Source organism: Kluyvera cryocrescens NBRC 102467, assembly GCF_001571285.1.
Taxonomy (GTDB): domain Bacteria; phylum Pseudomonadota; class Gammaproteobacteria; order Enterobacterales; family Enterobacteriaceae; genus Kluyvera; species Kluyvera cryocrescens.
Genome location: NZ_BCTM01000021.1, coordinates 39,663 through 59,438 on the forward strand (window position 1 = coordinate 39,663; position 19,776 = coordinate 59,438).

The following is a 19,776-nucleotide window of genomic DNA, read 5'->3' on the forward strand; positions in this document are numbered from 1 at the left end:
TGGCTGGCGAAGTCAGTAAGGATGCGCTGTGCAGGATCGCAATTTTGATGACATGGCGGAAAAGTTTTCACGCAACATCTATGGCACCACCAAGGGCCAGCTGCGTCAGGCTATTCTGTGGCAGGATCTGGACACGCTGCTGGCAACGATGGGCACCCAACCACTGCGCATCCTTGATGCTGGCGGCGGGGAGGGGCAGACAGCACTCAAAATGGCGGAACGTGGGCACCATGTGACGCTGTGCGATCTTTCCGCGGAGATGATTGCGCGTGCGCGCAAGGCGGCCGACGAGAAAGGTGTGAGCGACAACATGCATTTCATACATTGCGCGGTCCAGGATGTGGACGAGCATTTGGAAAGCCCGGTTGATCTGATATTGTTTCACGCTGTGCTGGAGTGGGTGGCCGATCCGCTGGACGTCTTAAAAACGCTGTGGTCGGTGCTTCGTCCGGGCGGCGCATTATCATTAATGTTCTACAATGCAAACGGCCTGTTGATGCATAACATGGTGGTGGGTAACTTCGATTACGTCGTTGCCGGCATGCCGAAAAAGAAAAGGCGGACGCTGTCGCCGAACTATCCGCGCGATCCGCAGCAGGTCTATAGCTGGCTGGAAGAGATAGGCTGGCACATTAACGGGAAAACCGGCGTGCGAGTGTTTCATGACTATTTGCGCGACAAGCAGATGCAGAAGAACTGTTTTGATATTCTGCTGGAACTTGAAACGCGCTATTGCCGCCAGGAACCGTATATTAGCCTGGGGCGCTATATTCATGTCACCGCGCTGAAGCCGCAGACAGAAACAAGGATAAACGATGAGTGAATTTTCCCAGACAGTCCCCGAACTGGTTGCCTGGGCCAGGAAAAATGATTTTGCCATCTCGCTCCCCGTCGATAGGCTCTCATTTCTGCTGGCCGTCGCAACGCTGAACGGCGAACGACTGGAAGGTGAAATGACGGAAGGCGAGCTGGTGGATGCATTTCGTCACGTCAGTGATGCGTTTGAGCAAACCAGTGAAACCATCGGAACGCGTGCCAACAACGCGATTAACGACCTGGTTCGCCAACGTCTGCTGAACCGCTTTACCAGCGAAATCACGGAAGGGAACGCCATCTATCGTTTGACGCCGCTGGGCATTGGCATTACCGACTACTATATTCGTCAGCGCGAATTTTCGACGCTGCGCCTGTCAATGCAGCTGTCTATCGTCGCCGGCGAATTAAAACGTGCGGCAGACTCTGCGGACGAAGGGGGCGACGAGTTCCACTGGCATCGCAACGTTTACGCGCCGCTGAAATACTCGGTGGCGGAGATTTTTGACAGTATTGACCTGACGCAGCGCATCATGGACGAGCAGCAGCAGTCGGTTAAAGATGATATCGCTCAGCTATTGAATAAAGACTGGCGTGCGGCGATTTCCAGTTGTGAACTGCTGCTGTCGGAAACGTCCGGCACGCTGCGTGAGCTCCAGGACACGCTGGATGCTGCGGGCGATAAGCTGCAGGCGAACCTGCTGCGTATTCAGGATGCCACGCTCAGTCATAACGATTTGCAGTTTGTCGACCGCCTGGTCTTCGATCTGCAAAGTAAGCTCGACCGTATCGTAAGCTGGGGCCAGCAGGCGATTGACCTGTGGATTGGCTATGACCGCCACGTGCACAAATTTATCCGTACCGCGATTGATATGGATAAAAACCGCGTCTTCGCCCAGCGCCTGCGTCAGTCGGTGCAAAACTATTTCGATGCGCCATGGGCGCTCACCTATGCCAACGCCGATCGTCTGTTGGATATGCGTGATGAAGAGATGACGCTGCGGGACGAAGAGGTCACCGGGGAACTTCCGCCGGACTTAGAATACGAAGAATTTAACGAAATTCGCGAACAGCTCGCCGCGCTGATTGAAGAGCAGCTGGCGATTTATAAAACCAAACAGCTACCGCTGGATCTCGGCCTGGTCGTCAAAGAGTACCTGGTTCAATACCCGCGTGCGCGTCACTTTGACGTTGCGCGAATCGTGGTTGATCAGGCGGTACGTTTGGGTATTGCACACGCAGATTTCACCGGACTGCCGGCAAAATGGCAGTCGATTAATGATTACGGAGCCAAGGTACAGGCGCATGTCATCGACAAATATTGAACAAGTGATGCCGGTTAAACTGGCACAGGCTCTGGCCAACCCTCTTTTTCCTGCGCTGGATAGCGCGCTGCGTGCCGGTCGCCATATTGGCCTCGACGAGCTGGACAATCACGCATTTTTAATGGATTTCCAGGAGTATCTGGAAGAATTTTACGCCCGCTATAACGTGGAGCTTATCCGTGCGCCGGAAGGTTTTTTCTACCTGCGCCCGCGTTCCACCACGCTGATTCCGCGTTCGGTACTCTCCGAGCTGGATATGATGGTCGGTAAGATCCTCTGCTACCTCTATCTCAGCCCGGAACGTCTGGCGAATGAAGGTATTTTCACCCAGCAGGAGCTGTATGACGAGCTATTGGCGCTGGCCGAAGAAGCTAAGCTGCTGAAGCTGGTGAATAACCGCTCCACCGGGTCCGATCTCGACCGACAGAAACTGCAAGAAAAAGTGCGTTCCTCACTCAACCGCCTGCGCCGTTTGGGGATGGTATGGTTTATGGGCCATGACAGCAGCAAGTTCCGCATTACCGAATCCGTCTTCCGCTTTGGTGCCGACGTGCGCTCCGGCGATGACGCACGTGAAGCGCAGCTGCGCATGATTCGCGACGGTGAAGCGATGCCTATCGAAAACCATCTGCAGCTCAATGACGAGAACGACGACAATCAGCAGGATAGCGGGGAGGAAGAGTAATGATCGATCGCGGTAAATTTCGTTCGCTAACGCTGATTAACTGGAACGGGTTCTTTGCCCGAACCTTCGACCTGGATGAACTGGTTACCACGCTGTCCGGCGGTAACGGTGCGGGTAAATCGACAACCATGGCGGCCTTCGTCACGGCGCTGATCCCGGACTTAACCCTGCTGCACTTCCGTAACACCACCGAAGCCGGGGCGACTAGCGGTTCACGCGATAAAGGTCTGCACGGTAAGCTGAAAGCCGGCGTGTGTTATTCGGTATTGGATGTGATGAACTCGCGCAATCAGCGGGTGGTGGTGGGCGTCCGTCTGCAACAGGTTGCCGGACGAGACCGTAAAGTAGACATCAAACCGTTCGCGATTCAGGGGCTGCCGACCTCTTTCCAGCCGACGCAGCTGCTAACCGAAACGCTTAACGAGCGCCAGGCGCGCGTACTGACGCTACAGGAACTGAAAGACAAGCTGGATAATATTGAAGGCGTCCAGTTCAAACAGTTCAACTCGATTACCGACTATCACTCGCTGATGTTTGATCTGGGCATCGTGGCGCGTCGTCTGCGTTCCGCATCGGACCGTAGTAAGTTCTATCGTCTGATTGAAGCTTCGCTGTATGGCGGTATCTCTAGCGCCATCACCCGCTCGCTGCGCGACTACCTGCTGCCGGAAAACAGCGGCGTGCGCAAAGCGTTCCAGGACATGGAAGCGGCGCTGCGTGAAAACCGCATGACGCTGGAAGCGATCCGCGTGACGCAGTCCGATCGCGACCTGTTCAAACACCTTATCTCCGAAGCCACCGACTACGTGGCCGCTGACTATATGCGCCACGCCAACGAACGTCGGGTGCATCTGGATAAAGCGCTCGAGTATCGCCGTGAGCTGTTTACCTCGCGATCGCAGTTGGCCGCGGAGCAGTACAAACACGTAGATATGGCGCGTGAGCTGCAGGAGCACAACGGGGCTGAAGGGGATCTTGAAGCCGATCACCAGGCCGCCAGCGACCACCTGAATCTGGTACAAACGGCCCTGCGTCAGCAGGAAAAAATTGAACGCTATGAAGCGGACCTGGACGAGCTGCAAATTCGTCTGGAAGAACAAAATGAAGTGGTGGCCGAAGCCGCCGATCTGCAGGAAGAAAACGAAGCTCGGGCGGAAGCCGCTGAGCTGGAAGTGGATGAACTGAAAAGCCAGCTGGCGGATTACCAGCAGGCGCTGGACGTACAGCAAACGCGCGCAATTCAGTACACCCAGGCGCTGCAGGCGTTACAACGTGCGAAAGAGCTTTGCCATCTGCCTGATTTAACGCCGGAAAGTGCGGATGAATGGCTGGAAACGTTCCAGGCAAAAGAACAGGAAGCGACCGAGAAACTGCTGACCTTAGAGCAGAAGATGAGTGTGTCGCAGACCGCACATAGCCAGTTTGAGCAGGCGTTCAAAATCGTGGAAGCGATCAACGGTCCGCTGGCCCGCGAAGAAGCCTGGAACATTGCCCGTGAACTGCTGCGCGATGGCGTTAACCAGCGTCATCTTGCAGAACAAGCCCAGCCGCTGCGTAGCCGTTTGAACGAACTGGAACAACGTCTTCGCGAGCAGCAGGAGGCCGAACGCCTGCTGGCTGATTTCTGCAAGCGTCAGGGTAAACAGTACGATATCGAAGAGCTAGAAGCGCTGCACCACGAGCTGGAAGCTCGTATCGCCGCGCTGAGCGATTGCGTTAGCGATGCGCGCGATCAACGCATGGCGCTGCGTCAGGAACAAGAGCAACTGCAATCGCGCATTTCCGCGCTGATGCACCGCGCGCCTGTGTGGTTGGCTGCGCAAAATAGTCTAAACCAGTTGTGTGAACAAAGCGGCGAGCAGTTTGAGTCGAGCCAGGACGTTACTGAGTATCTGCAGCAGCTTCTGGAGCGTGAACGTGAAGCTATCGTTGAGCGCGATGAAGTTGGAGCGCGTAAACGTGCGGTCGATGATGAAATTGAACGTCTAAGCCAGCCGGGCGGTTCGGAAGATCAGCGCCTTAATGCACTGGCAGAACGTTTTGGCGGCGTACTGCTGTCGGAAATCTACGACGATGTCAGCCTGGAAGATGCGCCGTACTTCTCTGCGTTGTATGGCCCATCGCGTCATGCCATCGTGGTACCGGATCTGTCGCAGATCGCCGAATATCTGGAAGGGCTGGAGGATTGCCCGGAAGATCTCTATCTGATTGAAGGGGATCCGCAGTCGTTTGATGACAGCGTGTTTGCCGTTGATGAGCTGGAAAAAGCGGTGGTGGTGAAAATTGCCGACCGCCAGTGGCGTTATTCTCGCTTCCCGTCGGTGCCGCTGTTTGGTCGCGCCGCGCGTGAAAGTCGCATTGAAAGCCTGCACGCTGAGCGTGAAGTACTGTCTGAACGTTTTGCGACGCTGTCGTTTGATGTACAGAAAACGCAGCGTCTGCATCAGGCGTTTAGCCGCTTCATTGGTAGTCACCTGTCAGTGGCCTTTGATGACGACCCAGAAGCGGAAATCCGTAAGCTGAACACGCGCCGCAATGAGCTTGAGCGCTCGCTCAGCAGCCATGAAAGCGACAATCAGCAGCAACAGGCGCAGTTTGAGCAGGCGAAAGAGGGCGTTGCGCTGCTGAACCGCCTGCTGCCGCGTCTGAGTCTGTTAGCGGATGAAACGCTGGCCGACAGGGTCGATGAAATTCAGGAACGTCTGGATGAAGCGCAGGAAGCTGCGCGCTTTATCCAACAGCACGGCAATCAGTTGGCGAAACTGGAGCCTATTGCTTCAGTGTTGCAAAACGATCCGCAGCAGTTTGAACAGCTAAAAGAAGACTTTGCCTGGTCACAGCAGGTACAGCGAGAAGCCCGTCAGCAGGCATTCGCGCTGACCGAAGTGGTACAGCGTCGCGCTCACTTTGGTTATTCCGACTCTGCCGATATGCTTTCCGGCAATAGCGATCTGAACGAAAAACTCCGCCAGCGTCTTGCGCAGGCGGAAAGCGAGCGTAGCCGTGCACGTGAGGCGATGCGTACCCACGCTGCGCAGGTGAGCCAGTACAGTCAGGTGCTGGCATCGCTGAAAAGCTCGTATGACACCAAAAAAGAGCTGCTCAACGATCTGCATAAAGAACTTAAAGACATCGGCGTACGCGCGGATGCCGGAGCGGAAGAGCGCGCGCGCGCGCGCCGCGATGAACTGCATGCCCAGCTCAGCAATAACCGTGCACGTCGTAACCAACTGGAGAAAGCGCTGACCTTCTGCGAAGCGGAGATGGATAACCTGACCCGTAAGCTGCGCAAACTGGAACGCGATTATCTGGAAATGCGTGAGCAGGTGGTGAGCGCGAAGGCCGGATGGTGCGCCGTTATGCGTCTGGTGAAAGACAACAACGTTGAACGTCGTCTGCATCGCCGCGAGCTGGCCTATCTTTCTGCCGATGATTTGCGTTCGATGTCGGATAAGGCATTGGGTGCACTGCGCCTGGCGGTAGCGGACAACGAACATTTGCGTGATGTGCTGCGTATGTCGGAAGATCCGAAGCGTCCGGAGCGTAAAATTCAGTTCTTCGTCGCCGTGTATCAGCATCTGCGCGAGCGTATCCGTCAGGATATCATCCGCACCGATGACCCGGTTGAAGCCATTGAACAGATGGAAATTGAGCTGAGCCGTCTGACTGAAGAACTGACCAACCGCGAACAGAAGCTGGCGATTAGCTCGCGCAGCGTGGCGAATATTATTCGCAAAACGATTCAGCGTGAGCAGAACCGTATTCGTCAGCTGAACCAGGGACTGCAGAATGTCTCCTTTGGCCAGGTGAACAGCGTTCGTCTGAACGTTAACGTGCGGGAAACCCACTCGATGCTGCTGGATGTCCTTTCTGAGCAGCATGAACAGCATCAGGACCTGTTTAACAGCAATCGCCTGACCTTCTCAGAAGCGCTGGCGAAACTGTATCAGCGTCTTAACCCACAGATCGATATGGGGCAGCGTACCCCGCAGACGATTGGTGAAGAGCTGCTCGACTATCGTAGCTATCTGGAGATGGAAGTTGAGGTCAACCGTGGTTCTGACGGCTGGCTGCGTGCGGAATCAGGCGCACTGTCTACCGGTGAAGCTATCGGTACCGGGATGTCGATTCTGGTGATGGTGGTTCAGAGCTGGGAAGATGAAGCGCGTCGTCTGCGCGGCAAAGATCTGTCGCCGTGCCGACTGCTGTTCCTCGATGAGGCCGCGCGTCTTGACGCCCGCTCTATCGCGACGCTGTTTGAACTGTGTGAACGACTGGAGATGCAGCTGATTATCGCAGCACCAGAGAACATCAGTCCGGAGAAAGGGACAACCTATAAGCTGGTACGTAAAGTGGTCAATAACCACGAGCACGTTCATGTGGTGGGTCTGCGTGGTTTTGCCGCTCAGCTTCCTGAAACATTACCGGGCACCGCCGACGCCTCGTAGCCTGCGGCCTATCGACCTGAAAAGTGAAGTACTATCAGGCTGATAGGTGCGTTTCATTCGCGCGTTGATGGCCATCGCGCGCCGCGATCGCACCGCACAGAGACCTTCTGGTCCGAATACAGAACCAAGGGCGACCATCATGTCGCCTTTTTTGTTATCCTCATTACGGCCATATCGCGTTATTATCTTTAGACTTCTTTACATTTCACCGGGCAAAAATGTTTTTGTCTTTATATACTGAAGGTAAGCCCACGTTAGGGGTCTTCGTATATATAACAGGGGGCAAGGGATGTTGCTTACTAAGAAAAATGGTCGTCGATTGTCAGCCGTAAGTTTGTGCCTGACAATGACATTTGCTCCACTGTTTACCGCTTTTGCAGATGAACCCGAGGTGGTTCCATCTGATAGCACCGCGCTGCCTGCGGAACCGTCAGCGGTCCTCCAGCACCCGGGTTCGCAATCATCGGCGATGGCGAGTCTGGCGGGGAGTCAGCCTCTGGCCGAGGGGGCCGCGGCGGCAAGTCGCGCCGAAATCCAGTCTCTTTTGCCTGCCGGATACCAACCTGTCTATCTTAACCCGCTGGTGACGCTGTATGCCGCCCGCGGAATGAAACCGATGTGGGAAAACCGCGACGCGGTTCGCGCTTTCCAGCAGCAGTTAGCCGAGGTGGCGATTGCCGGTTTCCAGCCGCAGTTTACCCGCTGGGTAGAGCTGCTCACCGATCCCAGCGTCAGTGGTATGACGCGCGATGTGGTGTTATCCGATGCGCTGATGGGCTACCTCCACTTTATTAGCGGTATTCCCGTGCAGGGCAATCGCTGGCTGTACAGCGATAAGCCTTATACTCTGGCGACGCCGCCATTATCGGTGATTAATCAGTGGCAACTGGCGCTTGATAGCGGTGCGCTGCCGCAGTTTATTGCAGCTCTGGCGCCACAACATCCGCAGTATGCCGTTATGCATCAGGCGCTGTTGGCCCTGACGGGAGATTCACGCCCGTGGCCGAAACTGACCTCAACGGCTTCTTTACGTCCTGGTCAATGGAGTAGCGACGTTCCGGCGCTGCGCGAGATTTTGCAGCGCAACGGCGTGCTGGACTCCGGGCCGGATATTGCGCTGCCTGGCGATAATATTGGCAAGACCCGGAAAACGACGAAGTCCAGCGCTGCTGCTTACGACCCAACGCTGGTGGCTGCGGTCAAACGTTTCCAGGCGGCGCAAGGGCTGGGTGCTGATGGGGTGATCGGGGCATCAACGCGTGACTGGCTAAATATCTCTTCTGCTCAGCGTGCGGGCGTCCTGGCACTCAATATTCAGCGTTTACGCTTGCTCCCGGGAAAAGTCTCTACCGGCATTATGGTGAATATTCCTGCCTACTCGTTGGTTTACTACCTGAACGGTAGCGAAGCCTTGGCTTCGCGCGTTATTGTCGGGCGTCCGGACCGCAAAACGCCGATGATGAGCAGTGCGCTGAATAACGTGGTGGTGAACCCACCGTGGAATGTACCGCCAACCCTGGCGCGTAACGATATCCTGCCGAAACTGCGTGATGATCCAGGCTACCTTGAACGTCACAACTATACGGTTTTGCGCGGCTGGAATAGCAAAGAAGCCATCGACCCGTGGCGCGTTGATTGGTCAACCATCACGGCGTCGAATTTACCGTTCCGCTTCCAGCAGGCGCCGGGAGAGCGTAATTCTTTAGGGCGCTATAAATTTAATATGCCCAGTTCGGATGCTATTTATCTCCACGATACGCCGAACCATAATCTGTTCCAGAAAGATGCAAGGGCATTAAGCTCAGGATGTGTACGTGTAAATAAAGCATCCGATCTGGCAAATATGTTGTTACAGGATGCCGGCTGGAATGATGCGCGAATTTCGGATGCGCTGAAACAGGGGAATACCCGCTACGTTAATATCCGGCAAAATATTCCGGTTAACCTCTATTATCTGACCGCCTTTGTCGGGCCTGATGGTCAGACACAATATCGAACAGATATTTACAATTATGATGTTACTGCGCGATCCGGTGCACAAATTCTGCCAAAAGCGGAACAATTAATCAGATAAATGAAGTAGTTCAGGTAATGTAGTTGTCGAATAAAAAGCATTGAAGCCAGCCTCGAACGTCCAGGGCTGGCGGATCTGCGCTGCAGGCCGCCTTGACGCTGGCTTTGATGCCCGGTAAGGTGCTTAACGTGCGCCGAAGTGCATATTTTTCGATCACATTTACTACTGTAGACCTGATTATCATGGACAAATTTGACGCTAATCGCCGCAAATTGCTGGCGTTAGGTGGTGTTGCGCTGGGCGCAGCTGCCATCTTACCCACGCCTGCATTTGCTACCCTCTCGACCCCACGTCCGCGTATTTTAACGCTGAATAACCTGAACACAGGTGAGTTGATAAAAGCCGAGTTTTTTGACGGCCGAGGCTATATTCAGGATGAATTAGCAAAACTAAACCATTTTTTCCGTGACTATCGCGCGAATAAAATAAAGAGCATCGATCCGGCATTGTTTGATCAGCTCTATCGCCTGCAGGGATTATTAGGCACCAATAAACCTGTGCAATTGATTTCGGGATATCGCTCCGTTGATACCAATAACGAGCTGCGATCGCACAGCCGTGGGGTGGCAAAACATAGCTATCACACGAAAGGGCAGGCAATGGATTTCCATATTGAAGGTATTTCCTTAAGCAATGTACGCAAAGCTGCGTTATCTCTGCGCGCAGGTGGTGTAGGATATTACCCACGTAGCAACTTTGTGCATATTGATACCGGGCCGTTACGGCATTGGTAACTCTAGGCCCGATCGTTTAGCGCCATTGATGGGACTAAACGGTGATGAGTATAAACAGGAGCAGCATGAATTATCGCATTATTCCGGTTACTGCCTTCGCGCAAAACTGTTCGTTGATCTGGTGTGAGCAAACTAAGCTGGCGGCGCTTGTCGATCCAGGTGGTGACGCCGAAACGATCAAACAGCAGGTTGCCGATGCTGGCGTGACGTTGCAGCAAATTTTGCTGACCCATGGTCATCTTGATCATGTGGGTGCGGCGGCGGAACTGGCGCAGCATTACGGTGTGCCGGTGATTGGTCCGGAAAAGGAAGATGAGTTCTGGTTGCAGGGTTTGCCTGCACAAAGCCGGATGTTTGGCCTTGACGATTGCCAACCGTTGACGCCGGACCGCTGGTTGAACGAAGGCGATACGGTGAGCGTCGGTAATGTGAAGCTACAGGTGCTGCACTGCCCTGGGCATACGCCGGGTCACGTCGTCTTTTTTGACGATGGGGCGCGTTTACTGATCTCAGGTGACGTCCTGTTTAAAGGTGGCGTAGGGCGCAGTGATTTCCCTCGCGGCGACCACGCGCAGTTGATTGACGCGATTAAGCGTAAGCTGCTGCCGCTGGGCGACGATGTGAAGTTTATTGCCGGGCACGGGCCGATGTCGACGCTGGGTCACGAGCGTTTGCATAACCCATTCCTGCAGGATGAACTACCCGTCTGGTAAAAAATTAAAAAGGCCGCGAAAGCGGCCTTTTTTGTCACTGCGATAAACCCCGGCAAGAGCAGACCCGGCCGGGGTGGTATTTACAGGACGGCGACGATGGCTTCACACAGTGGTGCCATATTGTCTGGTGTCATACCGGCGACGTTAATTCGACCGGAAGCAACCGCGTAAACACCGAACTCTTCACGCAGGCGCAGAACCTGTTCTTTGGTCAGACCGCTGAAGGAGAACATGCCGTTCTGTTTAGTGATAAAGCTAAAGTCGCGGCCCGCCCCTTTTTCCTGCAGCGTGTTCACAAACAACAGACGCATACGCTGAATACGCTGGCGCATATCGGTCAGTTCTTGTTCCCAGATAGCACGTAGCGCATCGTTACTAAGAATGGTTGCCACCACGGAAGCACCGTGAGCCGGCGGGTTAGAGTAGTTGGCACGGATAACGGCTTTCATTTGGCTGAACGCGCGGTCGGCCGTATCGGCATCTGCGGTAACCAGCGTACAGGCACCCACACGCTCGTTATACAGACCGAAGTTCTTCGAGTAAGAGCTCGCGACAATCAGTTCTTTATGCAGGGCGGCAAAGGCACGCAGGCCTTCAGCATCTTCTTCCAGACCGCGGGCGAAGCCCTGATAGGCAAAGTCAAACAGCGGCAGCCAACCTTTTTCAATAGACAGCGCGGCCAGCTGTTGCCACTGCTCAAGCGTCGGATCGATACCGGTTGGGTTATGGCAGCAGCCGTGGAACAGGACCACATCACCGGCCTGAGCATCGTTCAGGCTAGCCAGCAGTGCATCGAAGTCCAGGGCGTGTTTTTCCGCGCTGTAGTAGTTGTATTCACGTACTTCCAGACCCGCGGCGCCAAACACGCTCTTGTGGTTTGGCCAGCTTGGGTTACTAACCCAAATACGTTTTACGTCAGTGTTTTTCGCGAGGAAATCTGCCGCGACGCGCAGTGCGCCGGTGCCGCCAGGCGTCTGTGCGGTGCGAGCGCGTTTATCGCTGACGATAGCGCTGCCTTTACCAAACAGCAGTTCCTGTGTGCAACGACCGAATTCAGGAATACCATCAATACCGAGATAGTTTTTGGTGGTTTCGTTTTCCAGCAGATACTGCTCTGCTTTCTTCACGCTAGTCAGAACCGGTGTTTTACCGGTTTCGTCTTTATAGACACCAATCCCGAGATTGATTTTTCCCGGGCGTTCGTCGGCGCGAAACAGATCGGCCAGGCCCAGAATCGGGTCGGCAGGGGCGGCGGTGATGTTCTCAAACATGACGAGGTTCCATTTATAAGTTCGGGGGAAATCCGCTATCAGGTTAACGGTAGATTTACAAAATGCCAACCGTTAGCGACAAAAAGCGCGGTGCTTTTCAAAAGTTACGATCTTCATCTTAGGAACGTAAAAAAGCAGGACCGAAGTCCTGCTTTTTAGGCATATAGCAGCGAGGGTCTGCTGATTAGAACTGGTAAACGATACCTACTGCAGCCTGGTCGTCGGTACCCAATTCAGTTGCAGCGGAGTAAGCGTTGTCGTCCAGCAGGTTGAACTTGTACGCAGCGTATACGTTCATGTTCTTGTTGAAGTAGTACCAGGTACCGACTTCGATGTATTTAACCAGATCCGCGTCGCCGCCTTTGAAGTCGCCACGAGCGATCAGGTCTTTACCTTTGGACTGTACGTAGCCGATGGACGGACGCAGACCGAAGTCGAACTGATACTGAACTACAGCTTCGATGTTCTGAGTTTTGTTCGCGAAGTTGTTGTCATTTTCACGAGTCATATTCTGAGTCTGAGCATACATAACTGCTGCATAGATGTTATTAGCATCGTATTTAGCTGCAGTGGACCATGCTTCAGCTTTGCTACCGCCAGCGCTTGCCCATGTGTGGGTCACGCCACCAACGGTGGTGCTGCCAGGGTTAACCTGGGAGTTGGTACGGTCAGCAATTTCATAGCCAGCTGCCAGCGCGATACCGTTACCGAAATCGTACTGAGCGGAGGTGCTGAAGCCGTCGCCGTTTGCTTTAGCGCCGTTGCCGCCGTAGCCTACGTTTTTAACGGTGCCGTCAGAGTTGTAGGTCGCAGCAATTGGGTTGGAGCGATCGTTTTTACCCTGATACTGAAGCGCGAAGCTCAGACCATCAACCAGACCGAAGAAATCGCTGTTACGGTAGGTCAGCAGGCCAGAAGAACGACCGTTCATGAAGTTGTCGGTAGCAGCCCAGGAATCGCCGCCCCATTCAACCAGCATATCGGTGTAAGCCGCTACGTCGTAGATCGCGCCGTAGTTACGACCGTAGTCGATAGAACCGGCATCACCAAATTTCAGACCCGCGAAGGCCAGACGAGTTTTGGTACCCTGGGAGCCTTCGGCGTTAGAGGCGTCCATGTTGTATTCCCACTGACCGTAACCGACCAGCTGATCGTTGATCTGGGTTTCGCCTTTAAAGCCGATACGCGCATAAGTGGTATCTTCGTTGCTGGTGTCGCCGTTGGTGGTCCAAATGTGCTCACCAACTGCCTTACCATAGAAGTCCAGTTTGTTGGCATTTTTGTTGTAGATTTCTGCAGCATTTGCTGCGCCAGCTACCAGCAGAGCAGGGATAACCACTGCCAGGATATTACGCTTCATCATTATTTATTACCCTCATTAGGTTTTTTTTTATAGACACTCTCGACTTTCAGCGATTACTTCCGTCAATAAAAATTTACGGAACTATTGATGAGAGTTTGGTGTCTTTATGTGTCTGAGAGGCATCTTTCCATTCAAAACATTCTTTCGCTAGCCTGAAAATGCTACAAACATCAATAATTAGTAAGCAAAAGAAATAATGTGTAAGAATTTGTGTATTTTGAGGAACTTTGTGAACTAACTCAAAATTCTGAGACACACGCGGGAAAAATGAACGCTTGCTTATCTATCAATATGAATTTCTTATCTTTTATTCGCATAACGCTTTTTCTTATCGCACTGAGCGGATGAGTGATATTTTCCCTATGACATTTTTTAGCCATCTGGATAGCTGTGTTTTTGACTAAAAACTGTGCTAAGGCTTCAGCGAATTCTGACACGCAATAAAATAACGACGTTTTTTTGTACGAAATGATGACGGGAAATGGGCTGTAACAAAGTGGGGAAGGCGAGGTCTTGATGTTTAGGTTTGTTAAACTTAATAAAGATTTCTTTACATAATCCGCAGGTGGCGTAAAAAAGGCCAGCACGATGGCTGGCCTTTGTGAGGCAGATAACTTAGAAGGCTGCGTTTCGCGGCGTTCTTGGGAACGCGATCACGTCGCGAACGTTTTGTACGCCGGTCACATAAGCAATCAGGCGTTCGAAGCCGAGGCCAAAACCGGAATGAGGCACAGTGCCGTAGCGACGCAGGTCGCGGTACCACCAGTAGTCTTCTTTGTTCAGACCCATTTCAGCCATACGAGCATCAAGAACGTCCAGACGCTCTTCACGCTGGGAACCCCCGATGATTTCACCGATACCTGGCGCCAGAACGTCCATGGCGGCTACGGTTTTGCCATCGTCGTTAAGACGCATATAGAACGCTTTGATCTCTTTCGGATAGTTTTTCACTACCACCGGCGCTTTGAAGTGTTCTTCAGCCAGATAGCGTTCATGTTCAGAAGAGAGATCCACGCCCCAGTAAACCGGGTTCTCAAACTTCTTACCGCAGTTTTCCAGAATGGTGACCGCATCGGTGTAGTCCACCTGGGCGAAGTCAGCGGTGACGAAACGTTCCAGACGCTCGATAGCATCTTTATCAACGCGCTCGGCGAAGAATTTCATATCGTCCGCACGCTCGGTCAGCACGGCTTTGAAGACGTACTTCAGCATGGCTTCTGCCAGCGCGGCGTTATCAGCCAAATCGGCAAACGCAACTTCCGGCTCCAGCATCCAGAACTCTGCCAGGTGGCGGCTGGTGTTGGAGTTTTCCGCACGGAAAGTCGGGCCAAAGGTGTAGATTTTAGACAGCGCACAGGCATAGGTTTCGCCGTTCAGCTGACCGGAAACGGTCAGGAAAGCTTCCTTCCCAAAGAAATCTTTGTCGTAGTCCACTTTGCCCTGATCGTTACGCGGCAGGTTTTCCATATCCAGCGTAGAAACGCGGAACATTTCGCCTGCGCCTTCGGTATCGGACGCGGTGATAAGCGGCGTGGAAACCCAGAAGAAGCCTTGCTCATCGAAGAAGCGGTGCAGCGCCTGTGCCAGCGTGTGACGAACGCGAGCGACCGCGCCAATCAGGTTGGTACGTGGACGCATATGCGCTACTTCGCGCAGATACTCAATGCTGTGGCGTTTAGCCGCCATTGGATAAGTATCGGGATCTTCAACCCAGCCGGTCACTTCGACGCTGGTGGCCTGAATTTCAAAACTCTGACCCTCGCCCTTAGAGGCGACAATCTTACCGGTGACAATAACGGAACAGCCGGTGGTCAGACGCAGCACTTCCTGATTGTAATTGGGCAGAGAATTATTAATAACGGCCTGTACAGGATCAAAGCAGGAACCGTCATAGACGGCCAGGAAGGAAAAGCCAGCTTTTGAATCTCGGCGGGTACGTACCCAGCCGCGCACGGTGACTTCGCTGTCAACGGCTACGCGGCCCTGGAGTACGTCGGCTACAGGCACAACGCTCATAATAGTCTCTCTATTCGTAGTCCAATAAAAAAATCGTTTTCCCCATCACTGCGGGGGGATATCTATGTTACCTGTCATCTTCTATCAGACAAGCAGAATTCGCATGGGGAGAGGGTGTTTTGCTAAATAAATAAAGAAGAAGGGAGCCTGGCGGCTCCCTTTGATGATTAACTGGCCTTTTTGATCTGCGGGAGATCGAACGCTTTTCGTAACGCGCGGACAAACGCTTTGTCGTGGCAAATGGTTTTCCCAGGGCTGTCCGACAGCTTAGCCACAGGTTTGCCGTTACACTCCACCAGCTTGATGACAATATTCAGCGGTTTGACCTGAGGGATATCGCAGGTCAGGCGAGTGCCGATCCCAAAACTTAAATTCACGCGCGATGAGAAATGGCGGTAAAGCTCGATGGCTTTTGCCAAATCGAGGTTATCAGAGAACACCAGCACTTTGGTTAACGGATCGATGCCCAGCTTCTGATAATGGCTGATGGCTTTTTCGCCCCATTCAAACGGGTCACCCGAGTCGTGGCGCAGCCCCTGATAGCGGGTGGCAAATTCAGGGCCAAAATCGCGCAGGAATGCGTCCATGGTAATACAGTCGGTCAGGGCGATGCCGAGCTGGTCAGGATATTCCGTCAGCCAGGCGGCCAATGCCGCGCGTTGGCTGGTGGCCAGATCCGGACTAATTTGCTGGTGCGCCTGGAACCACTCGTGTGCCTGGGTTCCCATCGGGGTCAACGTCAGGCGGCGTGCCAAATCATAGTTGCTGGTGCCGGTGAACCACGACTCCTGCTGCAGTCGGCTGACAATCGCTTCCTGTACATCGCGTGAGAAACGACGGCGGGTACCGAAATCCATGAGCTTAAAGGCAGACATGTCGATGTCGGCCGTCATTTGATTAAAATCGGTGAGCTTACGTTCCAGCATGGCCAGCGCTTCCGGCACGCCATTTTCTGGCGAACGGTAACGGTGAACCAGTTCGCTAATCACGGCCAGCAGTGGGACTTCCCACATAATGACCTCACGCCACGGGCCCTCAAGACGAATATTGAGTTTGCCATTGTCGTTGGTGACGGTCACCTGTTGCGGATCGTAGCGAAAATCACGCAGCCAGGTCAGGTAGTCTTGTTTAAAGAAAGGAAGTCCAGACAGCCAGTGATATTCGTCATCTTGCAGCGTAAGAGAACGCATGGCGTCGACTTGTTCGCGAATTGCGTCAGCATAAATACCTAGCAGATCGTCTCCACGGCAGCGGAATTCGGCCGCTACATTAACATCGTAGTAGTGGTGGAAAACGGCCTGCTGCATATGCAGTTTGTAGGCATCTGTATCCAGCAGCGAGTGCAGAACAGGGGAAGCGAATTGTGTCATGGTGCGCAGTAGCATCCTCTCACAGGAGCGTTTAGTACAATAAACAACAGGGGAGAATCGCTGGAGTATACCTTGTTTATCGATTTATTGAACCCCGATCACAACATAAGGCACGAAGAGCCACTCATGCGTTTTGTGCGTTATGTTGCGTAAATGTATCATTTTTCCCTATTTGACTGGAAAAGATGAAGATTCTGCGTAGCGTGATTAACACAACAGGAATAGACTGGGGATGACATTTACATAAGATGCTAAAGGTTTTTTATGACACAACAGCCCCAAGCCAAGTACCGCCACGATTACCGTGCGCCGGACTACCTGATTAGTGATATTGACCTGGCCTTTGACCTGGATGCCGCAAAAACCGTCGTGACAGCGGAAAGCCAGGTTTCCCGCCACGCAGCGTCTGATGTGCCGCTTCGTCTGGATGGTGAAGATTTAACGCTGGTCTCCCTTCATGTTAACGGTGAACCGTGGACAGACTATAAAGAAGAGGGAAGCCAGCTGGTTATCGCGGGTCTGCCAGAACAATTCACCCTGAAGATTGTGAATGAAATTAGCCCTGCGGCTAACACGGCCCTGGAAGGTCTGTATCAGTCTGGCGAAGCGCTGTGCACTCAGTGTGAAGCTGAAGGTTTCCGCCATATCACCTGGTATCTCGACCGTCCGGACGTGCTGGCCCGCTTTACCACCAAAATTACCGCGGATAAGAGTAAATATCCGTTCCTGCTCTCCAACGGCAACCGTATTGCCGAAGGCGAACTGGACAACGGCCGTCACTGGGTGCAGTGGCAGGACCCGTTCCCAAAACCGTGCTATCTGTTTGCGCTGGTGGCCGGTGACTTCGATGTGCTCCGCGATACCTTTAAAACGCGCTCCGGGCGTGAAGTGGCGCTAGAGCTGTTCGTTGACCGTGGCAACCTTGACCGCGCGCCGTGGGCGATGACCTCACTGCAAAACTCCATGAAGTGGGATGAAGAGCGTTTCGGCCTCGAATACGATCTCGACATCTATATGATCGTTGCCGTCGACTTCTTTAATATGGGGGCGATGGAAAATAAAGGGTTGAACGTCTTTAACTCCAAATATGTGTTGGCGCGTACTGATACCGCCACGGATAAAGACTATCTCGATATTGAGCGCGTGATTGGCCATGAATATTTCCATAACTGGACAGGTAACCGCGTAACCTGCCGCGACTGGTTCCAGCTAAGCCTGAAAGAGGGCCTGACGGTATTCCGCGATCAGGAGTTCAGCTCCGATCTGGGTTCACGCGCGGTCAACCGCATCAGCAACGTGCGCACCATGCGCGGCCTGCAGTTTGCGGAAGATGCCAGCCCAATGGCGCACCCAATCCGCCCGGATAAAGTAATTGAAATGAATAACTTCTACACCCTGACGGTGTATGAAAAAGGGGCGGAAGTGATTCGCATGCTGCACACGCTGCTGGGCGAAACGAACTTCCAGAAAGGGATGCAGCTCTACTTTGAACGCCACGACGGCAGCGCGGCAACCTGTGATGATTTTGTTCAGGCGATGGAAGACGCATCGAACGTCGATCTGTCCCATTTCCGCCGCTGGTATAGCCAGGCCGGTACGCCAATTGTCAGCGTTCACGATGACTACAATCCGGAAACCGAGCAGTACACGCTGACCATTCGCCAGCGCACGCCGGCAACGGCGGAGCAAGAGGAAAAACTCCCGCTGCATATCCCGTTCGATATCGAGCTCTACGATAACGAAGGCAAAGTGATCCCACTGCAGAAAGATGGTCATCCGGTACACCACGTACTGAATGTAACTCAGGCCGAGCAGACTTTCGTGTTTGATAACGTCTACTTCCAGCCAGTGCCATCGTTACTGCGTGAATTCTCCGCGCCAGTGAAACTGGAATATAAATGGAGCGATCAGCAGCTGACCTTCCTGATGCGTCACGCGCGCAATGATTTCTCCCGCTGGGATGCCGCGCAGAGTCTGCTGGCGACTTATATCAAACTGAATGTGAATCGCCATCAGCAGGGTCAACCACTGTCGCTGCCGATCCACGTTGCTGATGCATTCCGCGCGATCCTGCTGGATGAGAAGATCGATCCGGCGCTGGCGGCTGAAATTCTGACGCTGCCGTCGGCTAGCGAGATTGCTGAGCTGTTCGAGATTATCGATCCTATTGCCATTGCGGCGGTACGCGAGGCGTTGACTCGGACGCTGGCTAGCGAGTTGGCCGACGAATGTCTGGCCATCTATAATGCGAACAAGCTCGATAGCTATCGCGTTGAACATGCGGATATCGGTAAACGTTCGTTACGTAATACCTGCCTGCGTTACCTGGCATTTGGTGACGCTGAGCTGGCGGATAAGCTGGTGAGCCAGCAGTATCACGACGCCGACAACATGACCGATGCGCTGGCTGCTCTGTCTGCTGCCGTGGCCGCCGAGCTGCCGTGCCGCGATGCGTTGATGCAGGAGTACGACGATAAGTGGCATAAAGACGGGCTGGTGATGGATAAGTGGCTGATTCTACAGGCAACAAGCCCTGCAGATGATGTGCTGGCAACGGTACGTAAGCTGTTAAACCACCGTTCCTTCAGCATGAACAACCCGAACCGCATTCGCTCCCTGATTGGCGCATTTGCGGGCAGTAACCCAGCGGCATTCCACGCAGAAGACGGTAGCGGTTACCAGTTCCTGGTGGAAATGCTGACCGAGTTGAATAGCCGTAACCCGCAGGTGGCTTCACGCTTGATTGAGCCGCTTATTCGTTTGAAACGCTATGATGCGAAACGTCAGTCGCTGATGCGTGCTGCGTTGGAACAGCTGAAAGGGCTGGATAATCTGTCTGGCGATCTGTACGAGAAGATTGCAAAAGCGCTAGCGTAACGTTGATCCCCCGGACGAGGCGTTTACGCTAACTCCGGGTCACTCTGGTCACGTTATGGTTGGCTGTACTCCCGTAAAAGGGGACAA

Annotated in this window: 12 protein-coding genes; 8 read left to right on the forward strand and 4 right to left on the reverse strand. The window is 53.5% G+C overall.

All coding sequences use genetic code 11. The annotated features are described in order from the left end of the window. The first annotated feature begins 28 nt into the window (after window positions 1-28). The 7 genes from cmoM to KCR01S_RS15720 all read left to right on the forward strand — a co-directional run bounded on the left by cmoM (window position 29) and on the right by KCR01S_RS15720 (window position 10,792). Entirely contained in the window at window positions 29-823 is a 795-nt protein-coding gene (gene cmoM / locus KCR01S_RS15690; protein ID WP_061283724.1) for a tRNA uridine 5-oxyacetic acid(34) methyltransferase CmoM, read from the forward strand. Beyond that, the gene (gene mukF, locus KCR01S_RS15695) at window positions 816-2,138 is read left to right on the forward strand and encodes a chromosome partition protein MukF (protein WP_061283728.1); all 1,323 of its coding nucleotides are present in this window, start codon (window positions 816-818) and stop codon (window positions 2,136-2,138) included. The genes cmoM and mukF overlap by 8 nt, the downstream gene beginning before the upstream one ends. Further along, on the forward strand, window positions 2,119-2,823 hold the full coding sequence (gene mukE, locus KCR01S_RS15700) for a chromosome partition protein MukE (protein ID WP_061283730.1): 705 nt from the start codon (window positions 2,119-2,121) through the stop codon (window positions 2,821-2,823). The genes mukF and mukE overlap by 20 nt, the downstream gene beginning before the upstream one ends. After that, complete coding sequence (gene mukB / locus KCR01S_RS15705; RefSeq protein WP_061283732.1) at window positions 2,823-7,271, forward strand: chromosome partition protein MukB; 4,449 nt, start codon at window positions 2,823-2,825, stop codon at window positions 7,269-7,271. The genes mukE and mukB overlap by 1 nt, the downstream gene beginning before the upstream one ends. Window positions 7,272-7,560: 289 nt before the next feature. Continuing rightward, window positions 7,561-9,345: a L,D-transpeptidase gene (gene ldtD / locus KCR01S_RS15710; protein ID WP_061283734.1), complete on the forward strand. Its 1,785-nt coding sequence runs from the start codon at window positions 7,561-7,563 to the stop codon at window positions 9,343-9,345. Window positions 9,346-9,527: 182 nt separating this feature from the next. After that, window positions 9,528-10,079, forward strand: a complete 552-nt coding sequence (gene mepK, locus KCR01S_RS15715; RefSeq protein WP_061283736.1) for a peptidoglycan L,D-endopeptidase MepK — start codon at window positions 9,528-9,530, stop codon at window positions 10,077-10,079. Window positions 10,080-10,144: 65 nt separating this feature from the next. Further along, entirely contained in the window at window positions 10,145-10,792 is a 648-nt protein-coding gene (locus KCR01S_RS15720; protein ID WP_061283738.1) for an MBL fold metallo-hydrolase, read from the forward strand. 80 nt (window positions 10,793-10,872) lie between these two features. Here the strand turns inward: KCR01S_RS15720 and KCR01S_RS15725 are convergent, their stop codons facing one another. The 4 genes from KCR01S_RS15725 to pncB all read right to left on the reverse strand — a co-directional run bounded on the left by KCR01S_RS15725 (window position 10,873) and on the right by pncB (window position 16,812). After that, window positions 10,873-12,063: an amino acid aminotransferase gene (locus KCR01S_RS15725; RefSeq protein ID WP_061283740.1), complete on the reverse strand. Its 1,191-nt coding sequence runs from the start codon at window positions 12,061-12,063 to the stop codon at window positions 10,873-10,875. Between the two features lie 184 nt (window positions 12,064-12,247). Continuing rightward, window positions 12,248-13,426 carry a porin gene (locus KCR01S_RS15730; protein ID WP_061283742.1) on the reverse strand — a complete coding sequence of 393 codons (1,179 nt, stop codon included), beginning with the start codon at window positions 13,424-13,426 and terminating at the stop codon, window positions 12,248-12,250. 615 nt (window positions 13,427-14,041) lie between these two features. Further along, window positions 14,042-15,442 (reverse strand): asparagine--tRNA ligase, encoded by a 1,401-nt coding sequence (gene asnS / locus KCR01S_RS15735; protein WP_061283744.1) that lies wholly within the window; start codon window positions 15,440-15,442, stop codon window positions 14,042-14,044. A 167-nt stretch (window positions 15,443-15,609) separates the two neighbouring features. Beyond that, window positions 15,610-16,812, reverse strand: coding sequence for a nicotinate phosphoribosyltransferase (gene pncB / locus KCR01S_RS15740; RefSeq protein ID WP_061283746.1), 1,203 nt, complete (start codon window positions 16,810-16,812; stop codon window positions 15,610-15,612). A 264-nt stretch (window positions 16,813-17,076) separates the two neighbouring features. Between pncB and pepN the strand changes: the two genes are divergently transcribed. Next, window positions 17,077-19,689: an aminopeptidase N gene (pepN, locus tag KCR01S_RS15745; protein WP_061283748.1), complete on the forward strand. Its 2,613-nt coding sequence runs from the start codon at window positions 17,077-17,079 to the stop codon at window positions 19,687-19,689. The last annotated feature ends 87 nt before the right edge of the window (window positions 19,690-19,776 follow it).